Raw genomic sequence first — 25,867 nt, 5'->3', positions numbered from 1 at the left:
GATGTTCCCTCATTCGCTCAGCAGGCGAGGCTGCCCGAGCACATGGGCCCTGCCATCGATCAGCTTCAGGCGGGTGCGCCCCGACTCGGTATCGACCGCATCGAGTCCCAGGAGACGGCGAGTATGCGCCATCGCGTCCGCCTTGAAGCCGCCGCAGAAGTCCGCGTGCAGGAACTGGCCGCCCTTGTCGTTGATATAGCTTGCATAGGTGTGGGCGCAGAGCAGATCGACGTAGAAGGCCAGATCGCGGAAGACACCGTTCGCCTGCAGGAAACCTTCGAGCTCCTCGCGTAGCATCGTGAAAGTGGCGAAGCCGTCGCCGACGGCGATCGTGCCGGTCTCGGCAGCCTCGTCGTACCATATCTCGCGCAATACGCCGGTATTGACCCTGGCGTCCCACATCCAGCGCGTCATCAGCGGATAGTGGTCCGGCGCGGTGAAATGAAGGACCTCGGCGGCAAGATCGCGCGACCAGCGGTGCTCGCGATCGGCCGGAAAGCTCGTGACGAACGCGGCGACGCGCTGGTCGGTTGTGCCGAGGTCGGACCATCCGTGCAGCAGCGCCTCGAGCCTGCTGCGCAGCGCCGCAAACCCGTTGCGGCCGAGCCACGCCCCCACACGCCGGCGCACCGGCGTGATGAACGTGGCAAGGTCGCAGAATTCGGCCTCCGTCAGCTCGCTGACCCGCCCCTTGCCCAACACCTCCTCGAACAGCGAGGCCTTGAGCGCGAGCGCTCCGACATAGCGCTCGACGCCACCGCTGTCGTCGGCGGATTCCACGAGGCTCTCGAACGCCCGCCGCAGCCTGGGGCCGGACAGATCGAGCACCGGCCGCGTCGGCTCGACCACCGCCTTGCCTCTATGGTTGGTGATCGGCCACATCACTCGGCCGCTTCCATCATGGCGCCGCGGACCAGGGCCAGCGCGGCCATCGCTGCCGATTGGCCCTGTGCGATGGAATCGTCGATGGTCTCGGGCCCGGTGGCCGCGCCGGCGACGAAGACGCCGGGCCGCGAGGTGGCCGATGTGTTGGAATAGACCGACGCCTTCTCGATATGGCCGTGCTTCTGCAGTTTGACGTCGAACACCGCCGACAACGTCATGTTGTCGACATTGGGATCCATGCCGATGGCGTGCACCACCATGTCGAACGGGATCGAGATCGGCCGTTTCACCAGCGTGTCCTCGCCCTTCACGATCAACCGCCTGCCGTCTGACGTCACTTCGGCGATCCGCGCCTTGATGTATTTGACGCGGTGCTTCTCCTGGCTTTCCCAGTAGTAGAGATCCTCGTAGAGGCCGAAGGTGCGGATATCCATGTAGTAGACATACACGTTGCACCGTGGCATCGCCTCGCGGATCTCCATGGCGATGTTGGCGGAGACCGTGCAGCAGATCTTCGAACACCACTCGCGACCGATCTGGCGGTCGCGCGAGCCGACGCATAGCAGGATCGCAACCCGTTCCGGCTCGCGCCCGTCGGACGGACAGCGCACGCCCCTGCCGGAGGAGAGCATCTGCTCGACCTGGGTCGTCGTAACCACATCAGGGTAGGTGCCGAAACCCCATTCCGGCTTATTGACGGAATCGAAATGCGTGAAGCCGGTGCACAGGATCGCCGCCCCCGCCTCCAGCACCGCGCCATCCGACAGCGTCACGCGGAAGTCGCCTGGGCTGCCCGAAAAGGCTTTCACCGTGACGCGCCTTCGGATCTCGACACGGCTGTCGGTTTCGACCCGGCGCACCATGCCACCGATGGCGTCCTTGGCCCATTCGCCGGACGGCACCAGCCTGGCGTAGCCTGACTGGATCGGCGCACCGCCGAGCTGCTCCGCCTTTTCGACGAGAACGACGCGCTGGCCGGCCGCGGCCAGCGCATGTGCGGCGGAAAGCCCCGACGGCCCGCCGCCAACGATGAGAACGGGACGGGTCATGATGCGGCTCCTGGCAGGGTCGCCGTCGGCTTGACATAGCCTGGGCCCGACGTAATCGCGCGTTTGGGGTCGTAAAGCGTCTCGATGCGGCCGGCCTTGACCTCACCGAGATAGGCCTCGAACTCGGCTTTGGCTTTCTGCCAGTCGATCCCGAGCTTCTCGAGCAGCCCCTCGAACGGCGAGGCGTGCCAGTGAAGCTGTGCGAGCTTGTAGGGATGCGCGCCGAGGGCGAGCGCCGCGAACTGGCAATCGGCCATGATCGGCAGCGCATAGACCTTGTCGACGGCCTTGCCGATCCACTGGTTCTTGTCGAGTGTGGTGATGCAACCCGTGTCGTGGCCGATCATGACGTCCGCCCGCGCCTCCTCGACCGCGACCCTGATCTTGCGATCGATGGCGAAGGAGCGCGTGAACTCACGTTCGCCGATGATATGACGAAAGCCGAAGCCGCAGCAGTCGTACCAGGTCGAGTAGTCGACGACCTGTGCACCCAGCGCCTGCATCAGGCCGGTCGATACCGCCACGCGGTTGCCGTCCATGACGGTGTCGTCATAGATCACGTCTTCCGGAACCATCTTGTAGACGTGACAGGCCGGATGAACGGTGGCACGAAGGCTGCTCACGTCGATGACCTGCCGCTCCCGGATGCGGTGGCGCATGACGTGCAGCCACTCGGAATAGTGCACGATCTCTTCGGGGATCAGCAGCTTGCCGTCGACCAGACGACCCAGCTTGCCGAGAATCTTCTTCACCTGCTCGCGCAGTTCAGCCGAATGCATCAAGAAGATGCGCATCTCCTTGTAATTGCCGAACGACGTGCCGCAGTGGATCAGCGGGAAGTAGGTTCCGACCGGCAGGCCCTGCGCCTTGGCCGACATGTATGCCTGGTGGAAGTTGCGCAGGAAGACGGCGGCCAGACTGACGACATTGCCGACCCCGGAGCCGTGATAATTCCAGGCGGTGCAAGAGGTCTGATCGGTCTCGTCGAGATAGCGCACGCCGAGCTGGTTCATCAGCCACATCACGCTCGACGGATAGCCGGGGATATTGCCGCACTGTCCGCAGGATTTGTGCTGCCAGAGGTTGGTGGTGGGAATGCGCTTGTCCCAGCCGTACAGTGTGCGCGCCACCACCGGCTCGTGGCGCTCGTCGATCCGATGAACGACGATTTCGCCGTCCTTCTCCAACTCCCACATCGCGTCGCGGATGTCGTGGACACGCTCCTTGTTGGTCAGCATGGAGCGACGGTCGATCCGGGTTTCCACCCAGGCCGTCGCCGTCTGCGCCTCGCTCGGCGTCAGGTTGGAAGGGCGCCACTCCGCGCCAAAGCCGGCGTAAGCCGACTGACTGTCACTGCGCTTTTCGTCCATCGCTTCCTCCGTCGTCCACCGCGGCGATTGATCTCGCCGTCTATTGTGGTCGTCTCAGCGGCCCTATTCTTCCTGCTGCTCTTCAAGCCACTCGTTGTATTCCTCGCGCTTCTCATCCATCACGTCGCTGACGACGTCGAACAGATTCTCGTCGATCGTCTCGAGCTGATCGAGCACGCCGGTCGCCTCCCAAATGGTGTAGAGTTCGACGGACGTCTTCAGGTTGACCTCCCAGGCCGTGTCCATGGTGTGCATGGTTGGGACTGGAATGGCCTTGCGCAGGATATTGAGCGGAGCATCGACCTTGGCGACGTTCGGGCCCCAGTCGGGAAACGCATCGCGCGTGATCATGTTGGGCGCGAGCTGATTTCCCGTGGAAATGACCTTCAGAAGCACCCGCGAGAACGGTCGCAGAACATCTTTCGCCGACTGCATGCCATGCTTGATCGCGACCTCGCGCATGATCATGACGAGCCCGCCCGGTGAATTCTCGAACGGACAGCGGGCGGCACAGGTGTAGCACTGCGCGCAGGACCAGATCTTCTCCTGCATCGCGTCGTAGATGCCCTCGAGATTTTCGGTCCACAGCAGCTGGACGATCTCGCGGGGCGAATAATCGTAGTAGTGCGCCGAGGGACAGGTCGCGGTGCAGATGCCGCAATTGAGACAGCCGTGCAGCTCATGATCGTAGAGGACGTGCGAGCGAATGTCGTCGAACACCTCTTCCAGCTTCTCATAGGGAACGACCGGCGCCTCGGAGACCGGGTCGCCGATAGAGGTCAGCTGCATTGAAGCTCCGCTCGTCATCTGGCGGCTCTCCTCAGTAGGTCAGCACCTTGGCGTTATCGTTTTCCATCACCTCTTCGATGACCTTTGCACCCCCGACGATGCCCTCGCATTCAGGGATCAGATCCTGCTCGGTCATGTCGAAGAGATCGAGGTTCGGAGAGCAGCAATAGAACTTCACTCCAGCTCCGTGCGCGTCCTTGATGAAGTCATAGACGGTTTTCGGAGATCCGGGCTTGACCACGAGCTTCTCGGCCACGCCCTTTTTCATGAGCTGCCCCGCCGTCGCGGTACAGACGACATCGACCTCGTAGTCCATCGCCGCGGCAACAGTGGCCTGGAAGAACGGCGCGCCGAGCTCCTCGCCGTTGCGAGGATCGGTATTGACCATGATGATGATGAGCTTTTTCGCCATTCCTACGATGTCCTCCCCGATCGTCTGCTATTGAACGTGCGTAGCGCACATCGACACAGGAGCGTACACGACAAGTTATCTCGAGGCGCATCGCCTTGGGGTTGATGAAGATCAACAAGCCCAGGAACCGAAGTCCCAGGTGGACAACAAGCTGACATCGATTTCATCCAATCCATCGGACGAACGCACAAAACATATTCCATTTTTTGAATGACATCTATAGGGTGAAGAAAATAATTCGTTGCTCGGGAGAACGGTCCTACGGGAGCGGCCGCATCAAATGCGTCGACTCGATCAAACCAATCATCAGCGGCCCGAGCGCCGCAGCAATCTCGCGCTGCACCACGCGCAGATCGGCGAGCGTTTCCGCCGTGCGATCAGGACATTCGTCGAATGCCATGATCAGATCCTCGATCATGGCCGATTTGATTCCGGGATGGCCGAGGAACCCGAAGCAGTTATCACGAAGCTGAAACACCGCCGGCTCCCCCGCAGAGTCGATCGCGAGAACACTTGCATCGGCCGGCAGCACCGGGCGATCGCGCATGTAGATCGCCACGGGAAAGGATTGCGGCAGATGACCGCCGAGCGCAGCGGGATCGACCCGTCGGGCCGTCTCCACGACGAAGCGGAGCGGAGCTTCCTGAGTGCCGCCGCCGCACGCGGTCGCAAGTATGCAGCTGCCGGCTCCGATGCCGATGACGGGCAAGCCGCGCGCCAGGAAATCCCGTACCAACCGCAACTCCGGCCCGAGGCTCGGAAGCAGGTTGCCGCTGACGACTCCGAGCGGTCCGGCGCCAAGAACAATGAGGCCGTCAAAGTCCCCCGCCGTCGCAGGTATCGATCCTCCGGCCGCGAACGGCCGGCAATAGCGAAAGCCGACGTTGCGTCCCTCGAATTGATCTTCCATCAAGCCGAGATAGTCGGCTTCGAAATGCTGCAAGACGCAGAGTGTCTTCATGGCGAACCGCGACCAACAGATGATGCGTCAATGGCGGCCGAAGCCGACGGCACAATATATATGCTTTTTCGCATGTGACCAGCGAGGAACACAATGGCGTGGTACGAGAAGCTGAAGGAGATCGAGCCGCTTGACGACCTGTGTTTTGATCGCGGGCTCGTCGATGCGCTCGAGGCGACGGCGCGCGAGCGCGCACTCGGGCCGATGCGGTTCTACACGCCGACGTTCCGCGCCTATGCCAGCGAGGAACTCAAGGGCTGCGGCAAGGCGAGTTTTCCTGCCTTTTCCATCACCGGCGGCGCTTGCGCGCTGAATTGCGATCACTGTCAGGCGAAGATCCTCGAACCGATGATCGCGGCAACGACCCCGGACGAACTCGACCGCAAGGTGCGCGATCTCGTTCTGCTCAAGGATCTGCGCGGGTTCCTGCTCTCGGGCGGATCCAACCGCCGCAACGAGGTTCCGTACGACCGCTTCTATCCGACCATCGAAAGGCTCAAGCGCGACTTTCCCCATCTGCGCATTGCCATCCATTCCGCGTTGCTCGACGAACGGCGCGCCCGATCCATGGAAGCGGCCGGGGTCGACGTCGCGATGCTCGACGTGATCGGCTCGCAGCAGACGATCCGCGACGTCTATCACCTCGACCGTCCCGTCGCGGATTTCGAGGCGACGCTCGCCGCGCTCTCGGGCACCAAGATGCAGGTCGTGCCACACATCGTCATCGGTCTGCACTATGGCCGGCTGCTCGGCGAGGAGACCGCGCTGGACATCGTTTCGCGCCATCCGGTCGCCGCGTTGATCCTGGTGGTGGTGACCCCGATCTATGCGCCGCCGGATCGGCCCTTCGCCACGATATCCACCGACGACGTGGCAAAGGTGCTGGTCGCCGCGCGGCAACGCATCAGTCACGCGCCGGTTCAACTTGGCTGTATCCGCCCCGCGGGCCGCCACAAGCTGATGACCGACGCATACGCCGTCATGGCCGGATTTGATGGCATCGCCTATCCCGCGGACGGCATCGTAGCTCTTGCCCGCGCCATCGGTCGCCCGGTCGAGCAGGAGCATGCCTGCTGCTCGATCGCGCTTGACGGCCTCGCCGGACGGCGGGCTTGCGCAGCCTGAGGTGCACGATGAACGCCGAGGCAACGGATATCGTCGTCGTCGGGCTTGGACCGGCTGGGAGTCGTGCGGCCGCAGTTGCCGCGAAGGCCGGCTACCGCGTCGTCGCCGTGGATCGCCGGCTCGAGGCGGGTCGCCCGGTCCAGTGTGCCGAGTTCGTGCCCGCCATGATCGAGCGGGACGTTCCGAACATCACGGCCGTCGCCCAACAGAAGATCACGCGCATGCTGACCTTCACCGAGGCGACGGATTGCGAGGAAACGCCGGATTTCCGCGGCTGGATGATTGATCGCGCCGCCTTCGATCGAATGCTCGCTGATGAGGCGGCGAATGCGGGAGCCGCGTGCCGATACGGCACCTCCGTGGTTGCCATCGACATCGACGGCACAATTCATACGTCCGATGGTCTTGCCATGAAGCCGCGCGTCCTGATCGGCTGCGACGGCCCTCGCTCGCGGGTCGGCGCGGCCATCGGCCAGACCAATCGCGCGCTCGTCGATACGAGGCAACTGACCGCGCCGCTGATCGTGCCGCACGATGCCACGGATATCTTCCTGAGCGCCGACTATCGCGGCGGCTATGGCTGGCTGTTTCCCAAGGGCGCCGTGGCCAATATCGGCGTTGGCGTCATGATGGAGGACCGGCGGCGGCTGAAACCGATGCTCGCCGCGCTCTTTGGCGCGCTGTCGGCATCGCGCCGCATCGGAACGCGCCCGTTCGCGTTGACGGGCGGGGCGATACCCGTGGGCGGCAGGGTGGGTTCGACAGGCCGGCTTGGCGCAACCCAGGTGTTGCTGGCCGGCGATGCGGCGGGCCTGACCAACCCCGTGACCGGCGCCGGCATCGCCTCCGCCGTGCAATCGGGCGCACTCGCCGGGCAAGCCGCGGCAGACATGCTGTCCGGCCGCAGCGGCGCCCTCAATGATTATGACGAAGAGCTCAGCGACATTTTCGATGCGGCCTTGAGCCGGGCATCACGGCGACGACGGCAAGTTCTGGCGCAATACGGCGACGGCCGTCGCCCCGACGCGGCTGCGCTCGCCGAGGGGTGGATCAGTTCGCCGAACTATTGGGCGTGAAAATGCAGGATCAGGAGAGGAAGTCATGAGCTGTCTCGAAGGACCGACGCATCCGGTGCCGGATTTCCTCACCGGGGAGACGCGCGCCTTCAACGCGGCCGAAGCCATGCGGCCGCGCGCGCCCGGCGACGTGCCGGCAGAAGCACGCAACGGCGGGCGCGTGAAAGCACAGGACGCGCGGCCGGAAGGCGTCTACCTGCCGAACGACAACGTTCTGACGCCGAACATGCGATCACCCGACTACGTGCAAATGTCGACGGCAGCGGCGATCACCCTCGGCATCATGAACGGCTACATGCATCGCACCAGTTGCACCCGTTGCCTGAACCTGCTGCTGACCTACCCGGAGGGCTGCCGCGCCAACTGCGCTTATTGCGGGCTTGCGCGCCATCGCGAAGCGGAGCGCGACTATGCCGACCGCAACTTTATTCGTGTCGACTGGCCTGCGGTGCCTTACGACCAGGTGATCGACATCGTCGCATCGGGCGGCGACGGCGGGCGCTTCCATCGCATGTGTATCAGCATGATCACGCATCCGCGGTCGGACGAGGACACCCGCATCGTCCTGCGGAAATGGGTTGAACGCATCAGGCACGTGCCCGTGTCCATCCTGTCCAACCCGACGACGATGACCCGACTGGATGTGCAGGAGCTGAAGGATCTCGGCGCCGAGATATTTACGGTCGCGCTCGATGCCGCCAACCCGGTCATCTTCGACCGCACCCGCGGCGACGGCGTTCAATCGCCGCATAGCTGGGACAAATATTGGGAGATCCTGCTGGCCGCCGCCGAGATATTCGGCCCGGAACGTTTCGGCGCCCATCTCATCGTTGGGATGGGCGAGAGCGACCACGACGTTCTCTCGCAGGTGCAGAGAATTCGCGACCTCGGCGGCCACAGCCACCTGTTCGCATTCTTTCCCGAACAAGGCTCTTTGATGGATCATCTCCCGCCGGCGCCGCGCCCGCAATGGCGACGCATACAGCTCGCCCGCTATCTCATCGACTATCGAAGCCATTCCCTGCAGCGCATGCGTTTCGACGAGCGCGGTCAACTCGTCGATTTTGGTCTGCCGCAGGACGAAGTTGACGCGATCATCGACGCGGGCGTGGCCTTCCGCACGTCCGGTTGCCCGGGCAAGGAGGCCGCTGATGTGTCCGCCTGCGACCGCCCTTACGGCGACTCGCCGCCGCGCGACATTGCTTCATACCCTTTCAAGCCCGATCGCCGCGACATTCGCCACGTGCGCAGCCAACTGCGGCGCGGGCTACCCAAATAATCGGGAGGAAGATGCGATGGCCAATAGCGTCAAGTCATTTCGGGTCATCGACACCGGGATTCGGGGCGGACGCGCCAATATCGCCTTCGACCAGGCGCTCATCGACGCTCACAAGGCACGGCGGATTCCCGATACCATCCGCTTCCTGCGGTTTCGTCCGTCGGCGCTCGTCGGTATGCATCAGATCCTGAGCCATGAGGTCCGGCTCGACTATTGCCGGAGCAAGGGAATCGAGATCGGCCGGCGGATCACGGGAGGCGGCGGTCTCTATCTCGACGAGGGCCAGATCGGATGGGAACTCGTGTTCGGCCGCTCCAGCCTGGGCACGGTGGATCTCACCGAAACAACACGGCGGATCTGCGAAAGCGTCGCACTCGGGCTCAACAAGCTCGGCGTCCCCGCGCGCTACCGCCCGCGCAACGACATCGACGTCGACGGCCGCAAGATCAGCGGCACCGGCGGCTTCTTTGACGGCGATACGCTGTTCTACCAGGGAACTCTGCTGATCGACTTCGACCCCGAGCAGATGATCGCCGCGCTCAAAGTGCCGGTGGAAAAGCTCGCCAAGCGCGACCTCGCTTCGGCCCGCCAGCGCGTCGTCAGCATGCGCGAGATCCTCGGCGACAACCTTCCTGATCTCGCCACCATCCAGCAAGGCCTGCTTGACGGCCTCGCGGAAGGCCTCGGCATTGTCCCGCAATGGGGCCAGGTATCGATGTTCGAAGAAGAACTCGCCGAGCAGCTGTATCGCGACGAGATCGGCAGTGACGACTTCGTCGAGATGGTCGACGCTCCCGAGGTGGACGGCTCGCTGGTCAGTGCCACTCTGACGCGGCGTGGCGGCAGCCTGCGCGCCGATATCCGCCTCGAGGGGCCGGACCGCGGACGGATTCGCGAAGCTCTGATCACCGGCGATTTCTTCGTCACGCCGCCACGCGTCATCTTTGATCTCGAGGCGGCGCTGCGCGGCGCCGAACTGGCCAATGCCGGATCGATCGTCGAGAACTTCTTCTCGCGCACGTCGGCCGACTTCGTCAATCTCGGCCCGCCGGACATTCGCGATGTTGTCGTCGCGGCAGCGCGGCAGCTCAGCTTCGTTGCGGCCGGCCGTAGGCTTCGCGGCCATTGGCTCGCGGCGACGCGACCGGAACGTCCGCCGCTCGTCCTGCTGCATGACGCCTTGGGCTGCGCCCGGCTGTGGCGCGATTTCCCCGAGCGGCTTGCGGCTGCGACCGGCTCCTCCGTCCTGGTGTTCGACCGCTGGGGCTCCGGTGACTCGGAGCCGCTCGAGCTGCCCCATTCGCGGCAATATCTGCTCGCCGAGGCTCTGGATGCCCTGCCCGAAGTACTACGGACGACCGGAGCGCGGCGTCCGATCCTGGTCGGACACTCCGACGGTGCTGCGATCGCGTTGACGTTTGCCGGCGCGTTTCCCGATGAGGTCAGCGGGGTCGTCGCGATCGCCCCTCACCTCTTCCGCGAACAGCGGACCGTTGACGGCATCGCCGCCCAGATCAGGGACTTCGAGCACGGTGACCTGAGGGCGCGGCTCGCACGGTATCATGGCAGCAGAACCGACCATCTTTTTGGCCGGCTGGTCGATGCCTGGACCGGAGAAGAAGCGCGCGACTGGGGTATCAAGCCCTACGTTGGACGGGTTCGCGCCCCGGTGCTCGCTGTTCAGGGCAGCGAAGACGAGTTCTTCACGCATGCGCAGCTTGAGACACTCCGCGCCCTCGTGCCGGCCCGGATCGAGACCTGCGTGCTGGAAGGCTGTGGGCACGCGCCCCACCAGCAGGCGACCTCGGCGGTGATAGCCGCAGCGGCCGGGTTCATCGATCGAGTGACCGCTGAAAACACGGTCGCGGCCGTCCCCGGCTCCGCCTGACGGAAGAGCTCCGGCAGGCAGCGAGACTCCATCAGCACCACCTAGCAGAAGGCGCGATAAAGGGCGGACATGACCTCGATCACTTCCGGCCGCGCAACCGAATAATACACGTTTCTGCCGTCCCGGCGTACCTTGACGAGATCGTCCGCGCGCAGCCGGGCAAGTTGCTGCGACACCGTCGGCTGGCGGAGCTGCAGCGAGTCCTCGATGCTGCTGACGGATTTCTCTCCGTCCAGCAGCAGGCAGAGAATGGCAAGCCGCGCTTCGTGCGACAGCGCCTTGAGGAATTCGCTTGCCTTGTGAGCCTTCTCGAGCAACGCGTCAGGCTCGAGCGAAGACCTGCTGCGTGCACGCTTGGTTGCCATGTTCGTCCGCATATTCCCCAATCGCCCGATTCGGTCGGTTACATCCAGGCGGCCACTGCGTCGTGTCGATGGCCGCCCCGTGTTGCTATCACTTTGGCGAGACGATAACAAACAGGCGGTCGAGCCTGTCCCGGCGCGGTTCGTGCGAGACGGTATCGAGACGCCGGAGCGAGCGTGTCCTGCTCACGCGCCCGCCATGTCTGACGAGCTGATGGAGAACTACAATCCGGCTTTCAGTTCGCCTAGCTTGCGATCAAGGGTTCGCAAGCTGATACCGAGCGAGTTCGCAAGCTCCCTGCGTCTGCCAACAAACACGCTTGTCATCTTCAAAGTGGGATTGCCGATGGTCACGAACGTACCGCCAGACGCCGACGCCGGCCGCTGGAACCGACGGTTCGAAAGCGATGATTTCGTTTTCGGAACCGACCCCAATCAATGGCTGCGCCGCCATGCCGGCGCGTTCCCGCACCGCGGTCGTATTCTCTGCGTCGCCGACGGAGAAGGCCGTAACAGCGTCTGGCTCGCCCGGCAGGGATTCCAGGTCGACGCCTTCGACATCTCGGAAGTGGGTCTGGCGAAAGCGAGCAAGCTTGCCGCATCAGCCGGAGTGAGCGTGAATTACCAGCTTGCCGATTGCGACGGCTTCGCGTGGCCAAGTGCGGCGTATGACGGCATCGCGGCGATTTTCGTGCAGTTCGCCGCCCCGGATTTGAGGAAGCGGCTGTTCGCGCGCATGATCGCAAGCCTGAAGCCGGGCGGGATCCTGATCCTGCAGGGCTATACGCCCAAGCAGTTGGAATACAAGACGGGCGGCCCTTCCGCCGTCTCGCACCTCTATACGGAAGCCATGCTCCGAGAGGCGTTCCATGAGCTGGAGATCATCGAACTGCGCGAATACGAGACCGAGCTCAGCGAAGGCAGCGGCCATCATGGCCGCTCTGCGCTGATCGGAATGGTCGCGCACCGGCCTTCCTGATCGCGCTCTCCTGGTCCACGGAATCGATCGCACGCATGCGTCTCATCTTTGACTCCAGTCAAGGATGAGACGCACTTCCTTTTCTAGGCAAGGCTAGTCGCAATGGACATCCAAATGACGAAATCCATCATGCCTGGCCGTAGAGGACGAGAATGCCAAGACGCTGAGCTGATCCTCGGAGAGCAAAATGGCCTATTCCATAGTCGAAGTCAGTCTCGTGACAGACTGAGATTTGCCCGGCTATCGGCTTCGCTGCGACGCTGGAGCTGATGGTTTTTGCGAAAGCGTGCACTCAGCCTTTGCGTGATCACGTGAGGACTTTCAGTCCCGTCAAGGCCAGCAGAGTCAGCAGACATACGGATCCGGAGAACAGCCATCGCGGCAAGATCGCGTGCGGCACGAAGCCGACGCCGCGGACGAAGCCTGCGCTCATGGCCCAGAATGCCAGACCGGCCGACAGGTGGTCGGCGCGCCCTGCGGCGTTCGCCAGGAACGGCGGATAGAGCGTGCTCGCCAGCATGATCACCAGCGCGGCCACGAGGCACGGCAGATGGATGCGCGCCTGAGACGTGGCTACCGGCGCCATGTTCATTCCCCCGTCCGGTTGCTGGCCTTGCGCGCCTCCTCGGTCTCGCCCCACATCGCGTTCATGATAGCAAGCAAGACAGCGAAGCCGACGCCGAGAGTCCAGGCGAAATACCACATGACTAAGCTCTTCGAGTTGGCCGCTCCGGCGGCGTGGGGATCGGACCGCCGTCAGTATGCGGAATGTTCGTTGGCGTGGATCTGGGCTTCCGTGACCTTGCCGTGCATGACGCGATAGGCCCAGCCGGTGTAGACGATGATCAAGGGCATCAAGACCATCGTGGCCCAGAACATCAGCCCCAATGTGAGGTGGCTGGAGACGCTGTCCCACACCGTGAGGCTGGCATCCGGAACCGAGGAGGACGGCATGACGAAGGGAAACATGCTGGCCCCGGCCGTGCCGATGACGCCCGCAATGGCAAGTGATGACGACACGAAGGCTGCGAGGGTGCGATCGGCGGCGGCGAGTGCGCCCGCTAGCAGCGCGCCCGCGATACCGAGCAGCGGCAGCGCCCACAGCACGGGCCATCGGCCATAGTTGCCCCACCACGCGTCGGCGCTGCGGACCACGGTCTTGGCGAGCGGATCTGGAAGCGCGGCCGGATCGAGCACCGAGGTGATGGCGTAGCCCTGGAAGCCGCCGAAGCGCAGCCAGAGCCCGGCACCGATGAAGGCGATCACCATGATCGACGCGGCTCCGAGCGCACCACGGACGGCGCGGGCCTGGATGGCGCCTTCGGTGCGATGCGCCAGGTAGACGCCACCGTGCAGCGTGATCATGGCGCTCGAGACCACGCCCGCAAGCAGCGCGAACGGATTGAGGAGCTGCCAGAAACTGCCGCTATAGGTCGAGACCAGGTAGCGATCGAAGTGAAACGGAACGCCCTGGAGCAGATTGCCGAACGCGACGCCGAAGATCAAAGGTGGTACCGCCCCGCCGATGAACAGGCCCCAGTCCCAGGTCCGCCGCCAGGTGACGTTGTGGATCTTGCTGCGGTAGTCGAATCCAACGGGGCGAAAGAACAAGGCCCAGAGCACGGCCAGCATCGCCCAGTAGAATCCGCTGAACGCCGTTGCATACACCACGGGCCACGCGGCGAAGATCGCGCCGCCGGCCGTGATGAACCAGACCTGGTTTCCGTCCCAATGCGGGCCGACCGTATTGATGACGACGCGGCGCTCAGTGTCGGTGCGGCCGACGAATGGCAGCAAAGTGCCGACGCCCATGTCATGACCATCCATGATGGCGAAGCCGATCAGCAGCACCCCGACGAGCAGCCACCAGAGGACCTTCAATGTGGGATAATCGAGCATGACGGCGTCCTTCAGACGGGCTTGGGTTCGAATTGATAGCGGCCGGTGCCGAGGCTGCCCGGGCCGATCCGGGCGAACTTCACCATCAGATACATCTCGACCACCAGCAGCAGCGTGTAGAAGCCAACGAAGCCGGCGAGCGAGCCGTAGAGACTGGCGACGCTCAGCGTCGACACCGACAGATGGGTCGGCAGCACGCCGTAGATGGTCCAAGGCTGGCGGCCATATTCCGCGACGAACCAGCCGAGCTCGCTCGCGATCCAGGGCGCAGGCAGCAGCATCACGGCGGCACGCATGATCCATGGCCGCGCCGCACATTGCAGCCGCAGCGTGCTGAGAAAGGCCATCGCAAACAGGACAAGCATCGCAAAGCCGAGCCCGACCATCACGCGGAAGCTCCAGAACATCGGCGACACCGGCGGCACGGTATCGTCGACCGCACGATCGATCATCGCTGGCGTCGCCTGGGCCACGTCGGCGGTGTATCGCTTCAACAACAGGCCAAAGCCGAGATCGCCCTTGGTCTGCTCGAGCGTGGCCAGTGCAGCCTGGTCATGACGGTCCTTGCGCAGCGCTTCCAGCGCCTGGACCGCCGTGATGCCATCGACGATCCGCCGCCGGTTGTGTTCCTTGATCTCACGGATGCCGGGGATCGTCTTGCTGACGGAGCGTGTGCCGATCAGGCCCATCACCCAGGGAATCTCGATCTCCCAATCGTTCCGGCCCGCCTTCTCGTTGATGCCAGCCAGGAGCTTCAGCCCGGCCGGCGCCGGCTCGGTCTCCCACATCGCCTCCAGCGCGGCCATCTTGGTCTGCTGCGCCTCACCGACCGTGTAGCCGGACTCATCGCCCAGCACGATGACGCTCGCGACGCTGGCCAGCCCGAACGCGGCGGCGACCCGGAAGCTGCGCTTGGCAAATTCGATGTCGCGGCCCTTCAGGAGGTACCAGCTCGAGATCGACAGCACGAACATCGCGCCGGTGACGTAGCCCGCCGAGACGGTATGGACGAACTTGGCCTGCGCGTCGGGATTGAAGACGACGGCCCAGAAATCGACCATCTCCATGCGCATGGTCTGCCAGCTGAACGCGGCCCCCACGGGATTCTGCATCCAGCCATTGGCAATGAGAATCCACAGCGCGCTGAGATTGGTGCCGATCGCCATCAGCGAGGTCACCATCAGATGCTGGGTCTTTGGCAGGCGATCCCAGCCGAAGAAGAACAGGCCGATGAAGGTGCTTTCGAGGAAGAAGGCCATCAGGCCCTCGATCGCCAGCGGCGCTCCGAATATATCGCCGACATAGTGCGAATAGTAGGCCCAGTTGGTGCCGAACTGGAATTCGAGCGTGATGCCGGTGGTGACGCCGAGCGCGAAGTTGATCCCGAACAGCTTGCCCCAGAAACGGGTCATGTCTTTCCAGACCACGGCGCCGGTCATCACGTACACGGCTTCCATGATCACGAGCAGCCACACCATGCCGAGCGTGAGCGGCACGAACAGGAAGTGATACATGGCGGTCGCGGCAAACTGTAGCCGCGACAGATCGACGAGTTGGTCGGGAATCATGGGAGAGCTCCTGGCAAGCCCAGCGGCTGCCGCGCGGAATTGACGCCGGCAAGATGAGCAGCAGTGGTCGGCGCATCGACGTCGATGCGGGCGTCGCGAACAAACGCCCACCACAGCGCCAGGAGCAGCACGAGTTTGGCGACGATCGCGACGCCCAGATGTCGGAAGAGGCGCCTGTCATTCATGGCCATTGCTTAACAAGACCCGTGCCAGCGGGCGGCGTGATGAATTATTGTGTTATTTCAATCTGTTGCCGAAACGGCCGTCATCGCGTCCCGTGCCATGATGCCAATTCTGGCATTATTTGGCAGTCCATGGCACAGTGCAGCGAAGGAACGACACGGAGCGGCGGAGCAGGATGACGTCGAAAGCGCGAGTGCCGGGCCGGCTGCCAGAGGCCACTCGCCGGAAGCCCGAACTTGCATCCTATCTCGAAGCCCTTCCGGAGCCGCATATTCTCGTCGACGAGCAGTACCGGATCATCGCTTCAAACGCGGCCTATCGCGCCCACTTCAGCCCCAACGAATCGGTCGTCGGCCGCACCTGTTATGAAGTGTCTCACCATTTCACCGTGCCTTGCGATCAGGCCGGAGAAAGCTGTCCGCGTGCGCGCCTGCAGAAAACCGGTCAGCGCGAGCGCGTGCTGCATCTGCATCACACGCCGATTGGCGAAGCCTACGTGAACATCGAGTTGACGCCCGTCCGCGACACGTTGGGACACGACGCCTGGTTTGTCGAGAAGATGGAGCCACTTCGGATTGCCAAGGGAGAGCCGGCGGCGCGAGGGTTGATCGGGCGTTCTGCGCCGTTTCGGCAGATGCTCGAACTGGTCGCGAGGGTTGGTCCATCGAACGCGAGCGTTTTGCTGCTTGGCGAGTCCGGCGTCGGCAAGGAGCTCGTCGCTGCGGCCGTTCACGAAGCGAGCATGCGCGCCTCGCACCCGCTGGTCGTCGTCGATTGCGCCAGCATGCCGGAGACCTTGTTCGAGAGCGAATTGTTCGGTCACGAAAAGGGCGCCTATACCGGCGCGCATACGGCAAAGAGCGGGCTGGTCGAAGCCGCCAGCGGCGGCACTCTGTTTCTCGACGAGGTCGGCGACATCCCCCTTGCGATGCAGGTGAAGCTGCTCCGGCTGCTCGAAAGCGGCACCTATCGCCGGGTCGGCAGCACGGAGCTGCGTCGCGCCGACGTGCGACTGGTCTCGGCAACGCATCGGGACCTCGAGCGCATGGTGGCAGACGGGCGCTTTCGCAACGATCTCTACTACCGATTGTCGACCTTTCCGATCCTTCTGCCGGCATTGCGCGACCGCCCCGGCGATCTACCGCTTCTCGCCGCAGCGCTGCTTGCCCGCGTGGCACCGGAGCGAAAGCTCACCTTGTCCCCCCCGGCACTCGAACGGCTCGAGGGCTACGCTTTTCCGGGCAATGTTCGCGAGTTGCGCAACGTGTTGGAGCGCGCGGCCCTGCTCTGCGATGACGATGTCATCTCAGCCGCAACGATCGAGCGTGCTCTGGCGTTGCGAGCGCCGGGCATCACGGGTCGCGACAATGCGCAGCGAACGGCAGCAAGGCTGCTGCATGCCGAGGATGAGAGCTCGCTGTCATTGAAGGAACGGGAAGCGCGAGCGCTTCGGACCGCCCTGTCGACGCATCGCGGCAATCGGGAAGCGCTTGCAAAATCCCTCGGCATCAGCCTGCGCACGCTTTACCGGAAGCTGAAGGAATTGGACGCTGGATAGGCGCTGTCGTCTACCAAGGAACTACGTCAAGTCCTCGCACACGAAAGAACAGGTCGTTGATGGGTGCGAGCACGCCGGCCGGCGGCCCGCTTCATCCTGATTGGGCTCTAAGCCCCCGGCGCGAGGAGACGATCCGCCGGACGCAATGGGTGCCGACGACGACGCATCCATGGATGGACCTCCATGCGATGGCCGCAGAACAAAGAAGGGCGGACCGCCGGCCAAGATCGCCAATCGGCTGCGGCCGCATCTGGTGCGCTGGCGTAAGATCGACGGATGCCGATCTGCAGAGCCGCGCGCAGCGGCCTTTTCGATACCGGCAAGGAGATCCGCTTCGATCAACCGCATGCACGATCGCCAGCCGCTCGCCGGCAAGATCCGCTCGGCATGGGGCATTCTGGAAGACGCAGGGCTTGGCGATGACGTCGTGCGTCACTCCCTGCGCCACACGGCCGCGACGTCGCTGACGCAGCAAGGCACCGACCATTGGCAAGCGGCCGGTTGGCTCGGCACGACCGTCGAGCAGTTAGAGCAAACCTACGGCCCCCACCATCAGGATTTCCAGGGCGAGGCGGCTGAGGCGTTTGGAGGAAGGCGGCAAATGCTCACGAACAGCCGATATGCCGGATGGTGCAGGGCGGCGCCGCGTGATTTCATTGTACGTTTCGTTGCGCTTCTCGGGAGATAAAAGCTGAGCGCCTCAAAAAATGGTCGGAGCGGCAGGATTCGAACCTGCGACCCCTGCGTCCCGAACGCACGGGATATTTCCTAAGTTATTGATTTTTCTTCCATCGCGATTCGTATAGTCCCGTTTTGTTCACGTTCATTTCACCCATTTCGTTGCGAATTCGTTGCGGCGTTCTGGTCGAAAAAGGCTCTCAGTTTTCGGCTTCTGTTCTGCCATTGCTGGCGCTCGGCATGTCTTGCTTCAACAGTGCGCCCAAGAGGTGACGAGGGCTGATGGCCCGTGTGGCGCAGGTCGGGGGCTCCGCGGTCGCGTCGAATTCACCATCTGACTAACCAGAGCGTAGCCCGATCGACTCGATCACGGGGGCCAAACTTGCAGACGTGGCTTCGACAATTCGTTGGAACTTGTCTGGGCTCGACTGGCTGTCTGGCTCCAGACCTTGGGACCGATAGGCCTCCTGCAGAGCCGGGTCCGCCATGACGGCGCGCGTCGCCAGCGCGAGCCGGTTGACGATCGAATCTGGGGTGAGCCTGGGTGCAAACAAGCCGAACCATCCCTCATAGCGGAGGTCCGGCATGCCGGATTCGACTGCGGTCGGGATCTCCTGGGCCGCGCTGAGCCGCGCGACGGTGGTGACCGCGAGCAGTCGAATCGTGCCGGCCCGGCTCAGTTGCTGCAATTGGACCGACATGACGGCGATCAACACTGGGATCTGACCGCTGACGAGATCATTCGTCGCCGGCGCCACGCCACGATAGGGAATATGGACGACATCGAGCCCGCCGGCCTGCCGCTTGAACATTTCGCCGACGAGGTGATTTCCGGTGCCAACGCCGGGCGTGCCATAGGACAGCTTGCCGGGATGGGCCTTGGCGTAGGCGATCAGGGTTTGCAGATCCTGCGCGGGCACCGAAGGATGTATCGCGAAGACCAGTGCGCTCGAGACCAGCCGGTAGATGGCTCGGAAGTCGCCCGCGGAATAGGCAGGCCGTTCCGCCAAGGGAATGATGACCTGCGTGCTGCCGTTGCCCAGTAGAAGCGAATAGCCGTCGGGCTTTTCGCGCGCGACGGACGCAGCACCGATCGCCCCGCCCGCTCCCCCGATGTTTTCGGCGAAAACCGGACCAAGCTGCGCCGCCATCCGATCGACCCAGGGGCGCCCGATCTGGTCACCCGATCCCCCCGCCGAATATGGAATGACCAACCGAATGGGGCGGGTCGGATAATCGGCCGCTGTTCCGTTGCGCGCGCCCACGGCGAGCGCGCCCGCCCACGCGGCGGAACTGATGAATTGTCGGCGCGAGAGCCAGGGCATGTTCAATTCCGCAAGTCGTCAAGCCCACGAGGGCAACCGGCAGTCATCGGTCCCGGCGCGACCGCAGCAGTTCGAACAGGCCCCTCCCTGCGCGCGTCCATTGCCAACCGGCAGTCTGCCGATCGGGCCCGGCATGGATTGGGCCACTCGTTCGAACGAGCAAGTCCTCGCCACGTGGCTCGGGAACCAGGCTGCGCACCAGGCTGGTCCTGCCGCTTCCACCAGTTTACTCCACGCCTCGATCTGGTACAGAAAAACCATGCAGTTTCCCTGCCGAGGGGACGTTGGCGCGTGCCGGATAACGACACTCAGGACTCGGCCATTTCATTTGGGCCATTTCGCCTCTTTCCCAAGTCCAGGCTTTTGGAAAAGGATGGCGCGCCGCTTCATATCGGCGGTCGCGCCCTTGACATCCTCATCGCCCTGACCCAGCGGCCCGGCGAGGTCGTCGACAAGCGGGAGCTGGTCCAGCGCATCTGGGCCGACGTGCATGTCGACGAAGGCAGCCTTCGTTTCCATATCGCCGCCTTGCGCAAGGTGCTGGGCGATGGCGGCAAGTCGGCCCGCTATGTCGTGAACGTTCCTGGGCGCGGCTACTGCTTTGCCGCGCCGCTCACCCAACCGCCGGTCGCACCTGCCGCCGTCGAAGCCGCCGCGCCTCGCGCACCGCTGCCGCCGTCGCTCGCGAAGATGATCGGGCGGGAGGACGTCGTCGAGAAGATTTCAAGCGGGCTCTCGCAGCACCGCTTCATCACCGTGGTCGGCCCGGGCGGCATCGGCAAGACCGCCGTCGCGGTCACTGTCGCGCATCGCCGCTCCGCTGACTTCGCCGGGCAGGTTGTCTTCATCGACTTCGGACCGCTGCGGGATCCCAGGCTCGCCGCAACCGCCATCGCCTCCGCGGTGGGGCTCGCCGTCAACGCGGACGATCCGCTCCCGGCGCTGCTGGCAAATCTGCAGGACAAGCGGACGCTGCTGATCTTCGACAGCTGCGAGCATGTGCTGGAGACCCTGGCGCCGCTCGCCGAACGCCTCGTCCGCGACCTGCCGATGCTGCACGTCCTTGCCACCAGCCGGGAGTCGTTCCGCAGCGAGGGCGAACGGATCTTTCGATTGTTCCCGCTGGATTGTCCGCCCCAGCGCGACGATCTCGGCGTTGCGGAGATCCTCGCCTACCCCGCGGCGCAATTGTTCGTCGAACGCATCGCCCAGGGCTCCGGACCATCCGAGCTCAGCGCGGAAGACGCGCCGTTCGTCGCCGACATCTGCCGCCGCCTCGACGGCATCGCGCTTGCGATCGAGCTGGCGGCCGGCCGGGTCAACGCCTACGGCATCGCCGGCACGGCGTCGCTGCTCGACAGCCGCTTCTCGTTGCAATGGCGCGGCCGGCGCACGGCCATTCCGCGACACCAGACTCTGAGCGCGGCGCTGGATTGGAGCTACGATCTTCTGCCGGACCCGGAACGCACCGTCCTGCGACGATTGTCCGTGTTCGTCGGACCGTTTACGCCGGAGGCAGCCGTAGCCGTCGCATCCGGCGACGGGCTCAGCGCGGCCGAAACGAGCGAGGCGATCGACAACCTCGTCGCCAAATCGCTGATCGTCCCGTCCGGCGCGCGGACCTTGCGCTACCGCCTGCTGGACACGACACGAACCTACGCGCTCGGAAAGCTCGCCGAGTCGGGAGAGCAAAGGCGTCTTGCGCAGCGCCACGCGGAGTACTTCCGCGATGTGCTCAATCGCGCCGAAACCGAGACATCGGCGCCACTGCACGCATGGTTGAGCACGTATGGCGGCAAGCTGGACAATGTGCGCGCGGCACTGGAGTGGGCCTTCTCCGCCGACGGCGACGCTGCGCTCGGCGTTGCGCTGACGGCCGCCGCCGTCACGCTGTGGGTGCGCCTGTCGCTGCTCGCCGAATGCCGCGAACGGACGCGGACTGCGCTTGCGGTGCTGGACGACAATGCCGACGGAGTGGATCGGCTTCGCATGCAGCTGCTGAGCGCCCTCGGCTGGTCGCTGATGTACGGCGAAGGCCGCGCGCGCGAAGCCCGCCCGATCCTCGAGGAAACGCTCGAGCTCGCGGACCGGCTCGACGACAAGGACTTCCGGCTGCGGGCGCTGTGGGGATTGTGCATCGACCAGTTCAACAATGGTCAGTTCGGCAAGGCGCGCGCGCTTGCCGAACGATTCACCACCATCGCGGCGAGCTCCCCCGACAAGACCGACCTGATGCTCGCCGACCGGCTGATGGCCGTCGCGCTGCATTATCTCGGCGACCAGACCGAGGCCCGGATCCGTATCGACCGGGTGAATGCCTCCCTGCATGTGCTTACCGAGAAGCCGAAGATCTTTCCGCTCGATCTCAGGGTCTCAACGCAATACTTCCGGGCTCGCATCCTGTGGCTACAGGGCCTGGCCGACCAGGCGCAGGAGCTCGCCGCGCGCAACATCGAGGAAGGACGAGCGAACGGCCACGCGCTGACCTTCTGCAGCGTGCTCGGACAGAGCGCCTGCCTTCTCGCCTTCTTCGCCGGCGACCATGATGCCGCGCAACGCCATGGCGCTGAGCTGCTCGGACACGCCGACCGCTACGGGATCCGACTCTGGAGTCTCTGGGCTCGCTCCTTCAATGCGATGATCGTGTCGAGGCGCGGGGATAGCGCGGCAGGCCTGGCGCTGCTGCGCGATGAGCTCGATCGCGCCGGCGACGCCCGCGTCCTGCCACGCTTTCTTCCCCTGCTTGGCGAACTGGCCGCGTGCTTTGGCGAGGCCGGCCAGGTCGATCGCGGCCTCGCCGCCATTGAGGACATCCTGAAGCGCTGCGACGATCGGCAGGAGCGGTGGTATCTGCCGGAGCTGATCCGCATTAAGGGCGAACTGATGCTCAGGGACGGGGAGCAATCGGCCGGCGCCGAGAATTACTTTCGCGAGGCCATGGCGATCGCAGCCCGACACGGCGCCCGCTTCTGGGAGCTGAGATGCGCGATCAGCATCGCGCGCCTCGGAATGGATCAGGGCCGGACCGCGGAGGCGACGGAGGTTCTCGAGACGATCTGCGGACGGCTGACCGAGGGGGCTGATACCGCCGACATGCGCATGGCCCGGCGCCTGATCACGCAGCTTCGGGCTCGCGCCGCGGCAACTTCCAGCCCGGGCGGATGAAGTGACATGTGTAGCCGTCCGGAAAACGTTCCAGATAGTCCTGATGCTCGGGCTCGGCCTCCCAGAATTCGCCGGCGGGCGCGACTTCGGTGACCACCTTGCCGGGCCAGAGATGCGAGGCCTCGACATCAGCGATCGTGTCCTCGGCAACCCGCTTCTGCTCGTCCGTCGTGTAGAAGATGGCCGAACGGTAGCTCGATCCCCGATCATTGCCCTGACGATCGCGCGTGGTGGGATCGTGAATCTGGAAGAAGAACTCCAGCATCGTCCGGTAGCTCGTCGTCGCGGCATCGAAGATGATCTCGATCGCCTCGGCATGTCCTTCGTGATTGCGGTAGGTCGCGTTCTTCACCTCTCCACCGGTGTAGCCGACCCGGGTCGAGATCACGCCCGGCTGCTTGCGGATGAGATCCTGCATGCCCCAAAAGCAGCCTCCGGCAAGCACTGCGCGCTCTGTCGTCATCTGACGTGCTCCAATTGTTCGAGGTGGCGTTTCAGCGGGCATAGAGATTGAAGACAAAGTCTCGCGCTTTGACAATTGAATGGCAAGCAAAGCAGTTCCCTCAGACCGGCTTGCCATCGGACGACGTGAGACCCAGGCTCGACGGGACGGCCGACCATGACGGCCAGCCGCGCGCCCGGCCGAAACGCGGATCCCGGTGGGCCATGCCCCGCTCCCTGCCGTGTTCGCCTAGATCAGCTTGGCGTCGAGCGTGATCGCAGCGTTGAGCACTTTCGACACTGGGCAATTCTTCTCAGCCTCAGCGGCGATGCGGGCAAAGCCGGCCTCGTCGAGGTTCGGCACCTTGGCGCGCAAGGTGAGCGCCGATTTGCTGATCTTGAAACCCTTGCCGTCCGGCTCGAGCGTGACGGCCGCCTCGGTGGAAAGCTCGGTCGGCGTGAAGCCCGCCAGCTGCAGGCCGAACGCCAGCGCCATTGTGAAGCAGCCCGCGTGCGCGGCCGCGATCAGCTCTTCCGGATTGGTGCCCTTCTCGCTCTCGAAACGGGTCTTGAACGAATAGGGCGTCTCGGCGAGCACGCCGGATTCGCTGGACAGGTGCCCACTGCCGTCCCTGCCGGTGCCGCGCCAAAATGCCGTTGCCTTGCGGATCATGCTGTTACTCCTTGCTGGTGGTGGTTCCGTTCACGCCTTGAGCGCGTTGGGGTCGATCGGCATCTTCCGCAGCCGCTTGCCTGTGGCGGCAAACACGGCGTTGGCGATGGCGGGAACGATGCCGGACGTGCCGGCCTCGCCCATTCCTCCCGGCGGTTCCACGCTGTTGACGAGGTGGACCTCGACGGCCGGCGCCTCGTTGATGCGCAGCAGTTGATAGCTATCGAAATTGGCCTGCTGCACACGGCCGTTCTTCAGCGTGATCTCGCCATAGAGCGCCGCGGTGACACCGAACATCACGCCGCTCTGGAGCTGGGCCTGAACCGTATCCGGATTGACCACGGTGCCGCAATCCATCGCGCAGACGACACGATGAACCCGGACCGAGCCGTCTTTCGCGATCTCGACCTCGGCCACCTGCGCCAGAATGCTCCCGAAGGCGTTCTGCAGGGCAATGCCGCGCCCCCACCCGTACGGCAGTGGAGCGCCCCACCCGGCCTTTTCCGCGGCGAGGTCGAGCACCGCCTTCGCCCGCGGATTGTGATCGAGCAGCGCGCGGCGATAGGCCACAGGATCCTGCTTGGCAGCCGCCGCCAGCTCATCGATGAAGCTCTCGGTAACGAAAACGTTGTGCGAAGGGCCGACGCTGCGCCAGAACGCCGTCTGGATGCCCGGCGGCTCGACGCGCACATACTCGACGTGGAAATTCGGAAGCGCATAGACCAGGTCGATCGCGCCTTCCGTCGTATCCGGATCGAGACCGTTGTTGAAGGCGGGCGGAAGATAGCGCGCGATCACCGACGAGCCGGCGAAGCGGTTGGTCCAGGCGACAGGCCTTCCATCCTTGTCCAGGCCCGCCTCGATGCGATCCACCCAATAGGGCCGGTACATGTCGTGCTGGATGTCCTCCTCGCGCGTCCACACCACCTTCACGGGACCGTCGACCTGCCTTGCGATCTGGACCGCGCGGACCGCGCCATCCGCATCCAGACGGCGCCCGAAGCCACCACCGATGAGATGATTGTGGACGATCACCTGCTCGATCGGCAAACCGGCGGCCTTCGCCGCCATTGTCTGGACTCGCGCGATCGCCTGGGTGCCGAGCCAGATCTCGCATGCTCCGCCGCGGACATGCACCGTGCAGTTCATCGGCTCCATCGTGGCATGTGCGAGAAACGGCACGTGATAGCTCGCGGCAATCCGTGTCGCGGCATTCACCATCGCCTCACCGGCGTCACCGATGTTCTGCGCGACCGGGCCAGTTCTGAGGGTGGCCTGCTCGAGCTCGCGCGCGACGTCCTCGGTGGCCAAGGCGGCGTTGGCACCCTCGTCCCATTCGATCTTGAGAGCTTCCAGCCCCTTCTTTGCGGCCCCCATATGATCGGCGACGACGGCGACCGCATCCTCGAGCCGAACGATCTGGCGCACGCCCTTGACCAGCTTGGCGGCACCGTCATTAACGCTCTTCACGCGGCCGCCAAACACGGGCGATTGCGCCAGCGTCGCGATCTTCACTCCCGGCGGACGGGCATCGATGCCGTAGACCACCGAACCATTGACCTTGCCCGACGCGTCGAGCCGCTTGGCTGGCGTTCCGATCAGCTTGAATTCCGCCGGGCTCTTCAGCACCACGTTTGTCGGAAGCGGCAGACGCGCCGCATCCGCGACGAGGTCGCCATACGACAGGCGCCGCCCGCTCGGGCGATGGATGACCTCGCCCGCTTCGGCATGACAGGACTTAATTTCGACGCCCCACCGCTTCGCGGCCGCCTCGATCAGCATCAGGCGCGTAGCGGCACCGGCTTCGCGGAGCGGCTTCCAGGCACCTCGCATGGCGTTCGAATTGCCGGTCGCCTGAATGCCCAGCAGCGGATTGACGTAGCGCTTCTCGTCCGGCGGCGCATGCTCGAGCCTCACCTGCTTCAGATCGACCTCGAGCTCCTCGGCGATCAGCATCGGGATCGACGTATAGGTGCCCTGACCCATTTCGACATAGGGCATGGTCAGCACGACCTCGCCGTTTTGGCCGATACGAATGAAGGCGTTGGGCGCGAAATCCTCCGCGCCCGTGGCGCTGCTCTGGCCGAGCGGCAGCGTGAGGCCGATTACGAGGCTTCCGCCCGTCATCGCGGCGGAGACCAGAAAGCTTCGGCGGGAAAGGCTCGCCTGGGGCGAGCGGGATGTCGTGCGATCGAAGATCAT

Annotated in this window: 24 protein-coding genes; 8 read left to right on the top strand and 16 right to left on the bottom strand. The window is 64.2% G+C overall.

Annotation, left to right across the window (positions count from 1 at the left end):
- Positions 1–9 precede the first annotated feature (9 nt).
- The 6 genes from QW845_RS14460 to QW845_RS14435 form a co-directional block, all read right to left on the bottom strand.
- Complete coding sequence (locus QW845_RS14460) at positions 10–885, bottom strand: hypothetical protein (protein ID WP_315802235.1); 876 nt, start codon at positions 883–885, stop codon at positions 10–12.
- Positions 882–1,934: an FAD-dependent oxidoreductase gene (locus QW845_RS14455; protein WP_315802234.1), complete on the bottom strand. Its 1,053-nt coding sequence runs from the start codon at positions 1,932–1,934 to the stop codon at positions 882–884. Before QW845_RS14455 ends, QW845_RS14460 begins: the two co-directional genes overlap by 4 nt.
- Positions 1,931–3,304 carry a heterodisulfide reductase-related iron-sulfur binding cluster gene (locus tag QW845_RS14450; protein WP_315802233.1) on the bottom strand — a complete coding sequence of 458 codons (1,374 nt, stop codon included), beginning with the start codon at positions 3,302–3,304 and terminating at the stop codon, positions 1,931–1,933. Before QW845_RS14450 ends, QW845_RS14455 begins: the two co-directional genes overlap by 4 nt.
- A 63-nt stretch (positions 3,305–3,367) precedes the next feature.
- Positions 3,368–4,093, bottom strand: coding sequence for a 4Fe-4S dicluster domain-containing protein (locus QW845_RS14445; RefSeq protein WP_315802232.1), 726 nt, complete (start codon positions 4,091–4,093; stop codon positions 3,368–3,370).
- Positions 4,094–4,124: 31 nt separating this feature from the next.
- Entirely contained in the window at positions 4,125–4,505 is a 381-nt protein-coding gene (locus QW845_RS14440; protein ID WP_315802231.1) for a DsrE/DsrF/DrsH-like family protein, read from the bottom strand.
- Positions 4,506–4,764: 259 nt separating this feature from the next.
- Positions 4,765–5,448, bottom strand: coding sequence for a hypothetical protein (locus QW845_RS14435; protein ID WP_315802230.1), 684 nt, complete (start codon positions 5,446–5,448; stop codon positions 4,765–4,767).
- A gap of 111 nt (positions 5,449–5,559) precedes the next feature.
- On the opposite strand from QW845_RS14435, the gene QW845_RS14430 reads away from it, so the two are divergent.
- From QW845_RS14430 to QW845_RS14415, 4 genes are read left to right on the top strand one after another with little or no spacing between them, the layout of a single operon-like run.
- The gene (locus QW845_RS14430) at positions 5,560–6,591 is read left to right on the top strand and encodes a radical SAM protein (RefSeq protein WP_315802229.1); all 1,032 of its coding nucleotides are present in this window, start codon (positions 5,560–5,562) and stop codon (positions 6,589–6,591) included.
- An 8-nt stretch (positions 6,592–6,599) separates the two neighbouring features.
- Positions 6,600–7,667 carry an NAD(P)/FAD-dependent oxidoreductase gene (locus QW845_RS14425; RefSeq protein ID WP_315802228.1) on the top strand — a complete coding sequence of 356 codons (1,068 nt, stop codon included), beginning with the start codon at positions 6,600–6,602 and terminating at the stop codon, positions 7,665–7,667.
- A gap of 25 nt (positions 7,668–7,692) precedes the next feature.
- Positions 7,693–8,946 (top strand): radical SAM protein, encoded by a 1,254-nt coding sequence (locus QW845_RS14420; protein ID WP_315802227.1) that lies wholly within the window; start codon positions 7,693–7,695, stop codon positions 8,944–8,946.
- Positions 8,947–8,962: 16 nt separating this feature from the next.
- A complete protein-coding gene (locus tag QW845_RS14415; protein ID WP_315802535.1) occupies positions 8,963–10,834 on the top strand; it encodes an alpha/beta fold hydrolase in 1,872 nt (623 codons plus the stop codon).
- 41 nt (positions 10,835–10,875) lie between these two features.
- Here QW845_RS14415 and QW845_RS14410 read toward each other — a convergent pair whose 3' ends face one another.
- Positions 10,876–11,199, bottom strand: a complete 324-nt coding sequence (locus tag QW845_RS14410; protein WP_315802226.1) for a metalloregulator ArsR/SmtB family transcription factor — start codon at positions 11,197–11,199, stop codon at positions 10,876–10,878.
- A gap of 196 nt (positions 11,200–11,395) precedes the next feature.
- Here QW845_RS14410 and QW845_RS14405 point away from each other — a divergent pair, with 196 nt between their 5' ends.
- Positions 11,396–12,175, top strand: coding sequence for a class I SAM-dependent methyltransferase (locus tag QW845_RS14405; RefSeq protein WP_315802225.1), 780 nt, complete (start codon positions 11,396–11,398; stop codon positions 12,173–12,175).
- A 307-nt stretch (positions 12,176–12,482) separates the two neighbouring features.
- Here QW845_RS14405 and QW845_RS14400 read toward each other — a convergent pair whose 3' ends face one another.
- Genes QW845_RS14400 through cydP form a run of 5 tightly spaced genes read right to left on the bottom strand, consistent with a single transcriptional unit; the run spans position 12,483 to position 15,827 of the window.
- On the bottom strand, positions 12,483–12,767 hold the full coding sequence (locus tag QW845_RS14400) for a cyd operon YbgE family protein (RefSeq protein ID WP_315802224.1): 285 nt from the start codon (positions 12,765–12,767) through the stop codon (positions 12,483–12,485).
- Positions 12,764–12,880 carry a cytochrome bd-I oxidase subunit CydX gene (gene cydX / locus QW845_RS14395; RefSeq protein WP_315802223.1) on the bottom strand — a complete coding sequence of 39 codons (117 nt, stop codon included), beginning with the start codon at positions 12,878–12,880 and terminating at the stop codon, positions 12,764–12,766. Before cydX ends, QW845_RS14400 begins: the two co-directional genes overlap by 4 nt.
- A gap of 51 nt (positions 12,881–12,931) precedes the next feature.
- A complete protein-coding gene (cydB, locus tag QW845_RS14390; protein ID WP_315802222.1) occupies positions 12,932–14,074 on the bottom strand; it encodes a cytochrome d ubiquinol oxidase subunit II in 1,143 nt (380 codons plus the stop codon).
- An 11-nt stretch (positions 14,075–14,085) separates the two neighbouring features.
- Positions 14,086–15,642: a cytochrome ubiquinol oxidase subunit I gene (locus QW845_RS14385; RefSeq protein ID WP_315802221.1), complete on the bottom strand. Its 1,557-nt coding sequence runs from the start codon at positions 15,640–15,642 to the stop codon at positions 14,086–14,088.
- A complete protein-coding gene (cydP, locus tag QW845_RS14380; protein WP_315802220.1) occupies positions 15,639–15,827 on the bottom strand; it encodes a cytochrome oxidase putative small subunit CydP in 189 nt (62 codons plus the stop codon). Before cydP ends, QW845_RS14385 begins: the two co-directional genes overlap by 4 nt.
- A gap of 173 nt (positions 15,828–16,000) precedes the next feature.
- Between cydP and QW845_RS14375 the strand changes: the two genes are divergently transcribed.
- Both QW845_RS14375 and QW845_RS14370 read left to right on the top strand, forming a co-directional pair.
- Positions 16,001–17,383, top strand: a complete 1,383-nt coding sequence (locus tag QW845_RS14375) for a sigma-54 interaction domain-containing protein (protein ID WP_315802219.1) — start codon at positions 16,001–16,003, stop codon at positions 17,381–17,383.
- A gap of 145 nt (positions 17,384–17,528) precedes the next feature.
- Complete coding sequence (locus QW845_RS14370; RefSeq protein WP_315802218.1) at positions 17,529–18,071, top strand: hypothetical protein; 543 nt, start codon at positions 17,529–17,531, stop codon at positions 18,069–18,071.
- A 328-nt stretch (positions 18,072–18,399) separates the two neighbouring features.
- Here QW845_RS14370 and QW845_RS14365 read toward each other — a convergent pair whose 3' ends face one another.
- Entirely contained in the window at positions 18,400–19,386 is a 987-nt protein-coding gene (locus QW845_RS14365) for a tripartite tricarboxylate transporter substrate binding protein (protein WP_315802217.1), read from the bottom strand.
- 291 nt (positions 19,387–19,677) lie between these two features.
- Between QW845_RS14365 and QW845_RS14360 the strand changes: the two genes are divergently transcribed.
- The gene (locus QW845_RS14360) at positions 19,678–22,551 is read left to right on the top strand and encodes an ATP-binding protein (RefSeq protein ID WP_315802216.1); all 2,874 of its coding nucleotides are present in this window, start codon (positions 19,678–19,680) and stop codon (positions 22,549–22,551) included.
- Here the strand turns inward: QW845_RS14360 and msrA are convergent.
- From msrA to QW845_RS14345, 3 genes are all read right to left on the bottom strand, one after another.
- A complete protein-coding gene (msrA, locus tag QW845_RS14355; protein WP_315802215.1) occupies positions 22,502–23,014 on the bottom strand; it encodes a peptide-methionine (S)-S-oxide reductase MsrA in 513 nt (170 codons plus the stop codon). The two genes, QW845_RS14360 and msrA, sit on opposite strands and share 50 nt — an antisense overlap.
- A 228-nt stretch (positions 23,015–23,242) precedes the next feature.
- Positions 23,243–23,665: an OsmC family protein gene (locus QW845_RS14350; RefSeq protein ID WP_250171816.1), complete on the bottom strand. Its 423-nt coding sequence runs from the start codon at positions 23,663–23,665 to the stop codon at positions 23,243–23,245.
- 30 nt (positions 23,666–23,695) lie between these two features.
- Positions 23,696–25,867: a xanthine dehydrogenase family protein molybdopterin-binding subunit gene (locus QW845_RS14345; RefSeq protein ID WP_315802214.1), complete on the bottom strand. Its 2,172-nt coding sequence runs from the start codon at positions 25,865–25,867 to the stop codon at positions 23,696–23,698.

The sequence above is a fragment of the Bradyrhizobium sp. SZCCHNS3002 genome (assembly GCF_032377435.1).
Taxonomy (GTDB): Bacteria; Pseudomonadota; Alphaproteobacteria; order Rhizobiales; family Xanthobacteraceae; genus Bradyrhizobium.
The sequence above is the reverse complement of the archived record's forward strand: the minus strand, read 5'-3'. Positions and strand labels throughout refer to the sequence as shown.

Excerpts from the sequence above, each read along its gene's own strand:
- QW845_RS14350 (WP_250171816.1), bottom strand. The coding sequence starts at position 23,665 with ATGATCCGCAAGGCAACGGCATTTTGGCGCGGCACCGGCAGGGACGGC.
- QW845_RS14445 (WP_315802232.1), bottom strand. The coding sequence starts at position 4,093 with ATGCAGCTGACCTCTATCGGCGACCCGGTCTCCGAGGCGCCGGTCGTT.
- cydX (WP_315802223.1), bottom strand. The coding sequence starts at position 12,880 with ATGTGGTATTTCGCCTGGACTCTCGGCGTCGGCTTCGCTGTCTTGCTT.
- QW845_RS14385 (WP_315802221.1), bottom strand. The coding sequence starts at position 15,642 with ATGATTCCCGACCAACTCGTCGATCTGTCGCGGCTACAGTTTGCCGCG.
- QW845_RS14375 (WP_315802219.1), top strand. The coding sequence starts at position 16,001 with ATGACGTCGAAAGCGCGAGTGCCGGGCCGGCTGCCAGAGGCCACTCGC.
- QW845_RS14455 (WP_315802234.1), bottom strand. The coding sequence starts at position 1,934 with ATGACCCGTCCCGTTCTCATCGTTGGCGGCGGGCCGTCGGGGCTTTCC.
- cydP (WP_315802220.1), bottom strand. The coding sequence starts at position 15,827 with ATGAATGACAGGCGCCTCTTCCGACATCTGGGCGTCGCGATCGTCGCC.
- QW845_RS14345 (WP_315802214.1), bottom strand. The coding sequence starts at position 25,867 with ATGATCTTCGATCGCACGACATCCCGCTCGCCCCAGGCGAGCCTTTCC.
- QW845_RS14420 (WP_315802227.1), top strand. The coding sequence starts at position 7,693 with ATGAGCTGTCTCGAAGGACCGACGCATCCGGTGCCGGATTTCCTCACC.
- QW845_RS14410 (WP_315802226.1), bottom strand. The coding sequence starts at position 11,199 with ATGGCAACCAAGCGTGCACGCAGCAGGTCTTCGCTCGAGCCTGACGCG.
- QW845_RS14415 (WP_315802535.1), top strand. The coding sequence starts at position 8,963 with ATGGCCAATAGCGTCAAGTCATTTCGGGTCATCGACACCGGGATTCGG.
- QW845_RS14440 (WP_315802231.1), bottom strand. The coding sequence starts at position 4,505 with ATGGCGAAAAAGCTCATCATCATCATGGTCAATACCGATCCTCGCAAC.
- QW845_RS14370 (WP_315802218.1), top strand. The coding sequence starts at position 17,529 with ATGGGTGCCGACGACGACGCATCCATGGATGGACCTCCATGCGATGGC.
- QW845_RS14425 (WP_315802228.1), top strand. The coding sequence starts at position 6,600 with ATGAACGCCGAGGCAACGGATATCGTCGTCGTCGGGCTTGGACCGGCT.
- QW845_RS14430 (WP_315802229.1), top strand. The coding sequence starts at position 5,560 with ATGGCGTGGTACGAGAAGCTGAAGGAGATCGAGCCGCTTGACGACCTG.
- msrA (WP_315802215.1), bottom strand. The coding sequence starts at position 23,014 with ATGACGACAGAGCGCGCAGTGCTTGCCGGAGGCTGCTTTTGGGGCATG.
- QW845_RS14365 (WP_315802217.1), bottom strand. The coding sequence starts at position 19,386 with ATGCCCTGGCTCTCGCGCCGACAATTCATCAGTTCCGCCGCGTGGGCG.
- cydB (WP_315802222.1), bottom strand. The coding sequence starts at position 14,074 with ATGCTCGATTATCCCACATTGAAGGTCCTCTGGTGGCTGCTCGTCGGG.
- QW845_RS14405 (WP_315802225.1), top strand. The coding sequence starts at position 11,396 with ATGTCTGACGAGCTGATGGAGAACTACAATCCGGCTTTCAGTTCGCCT.
- QW845_RS14450 (WP_315802233.1), bottom strand. The coding sequence starts at position 3,304 with ATGGACGAAAAGCGCAGTGACAGTCAGTCGGCTTACGCCGGCTTTGGC.
- QW845_RS14400 (WP_315802224.1), bottom strand. The coding sequence starts at position 12,767 with ATGAACATGGCGCCGGTAGCCACGTCTCAGGCGCGCATCCATCTGCCG.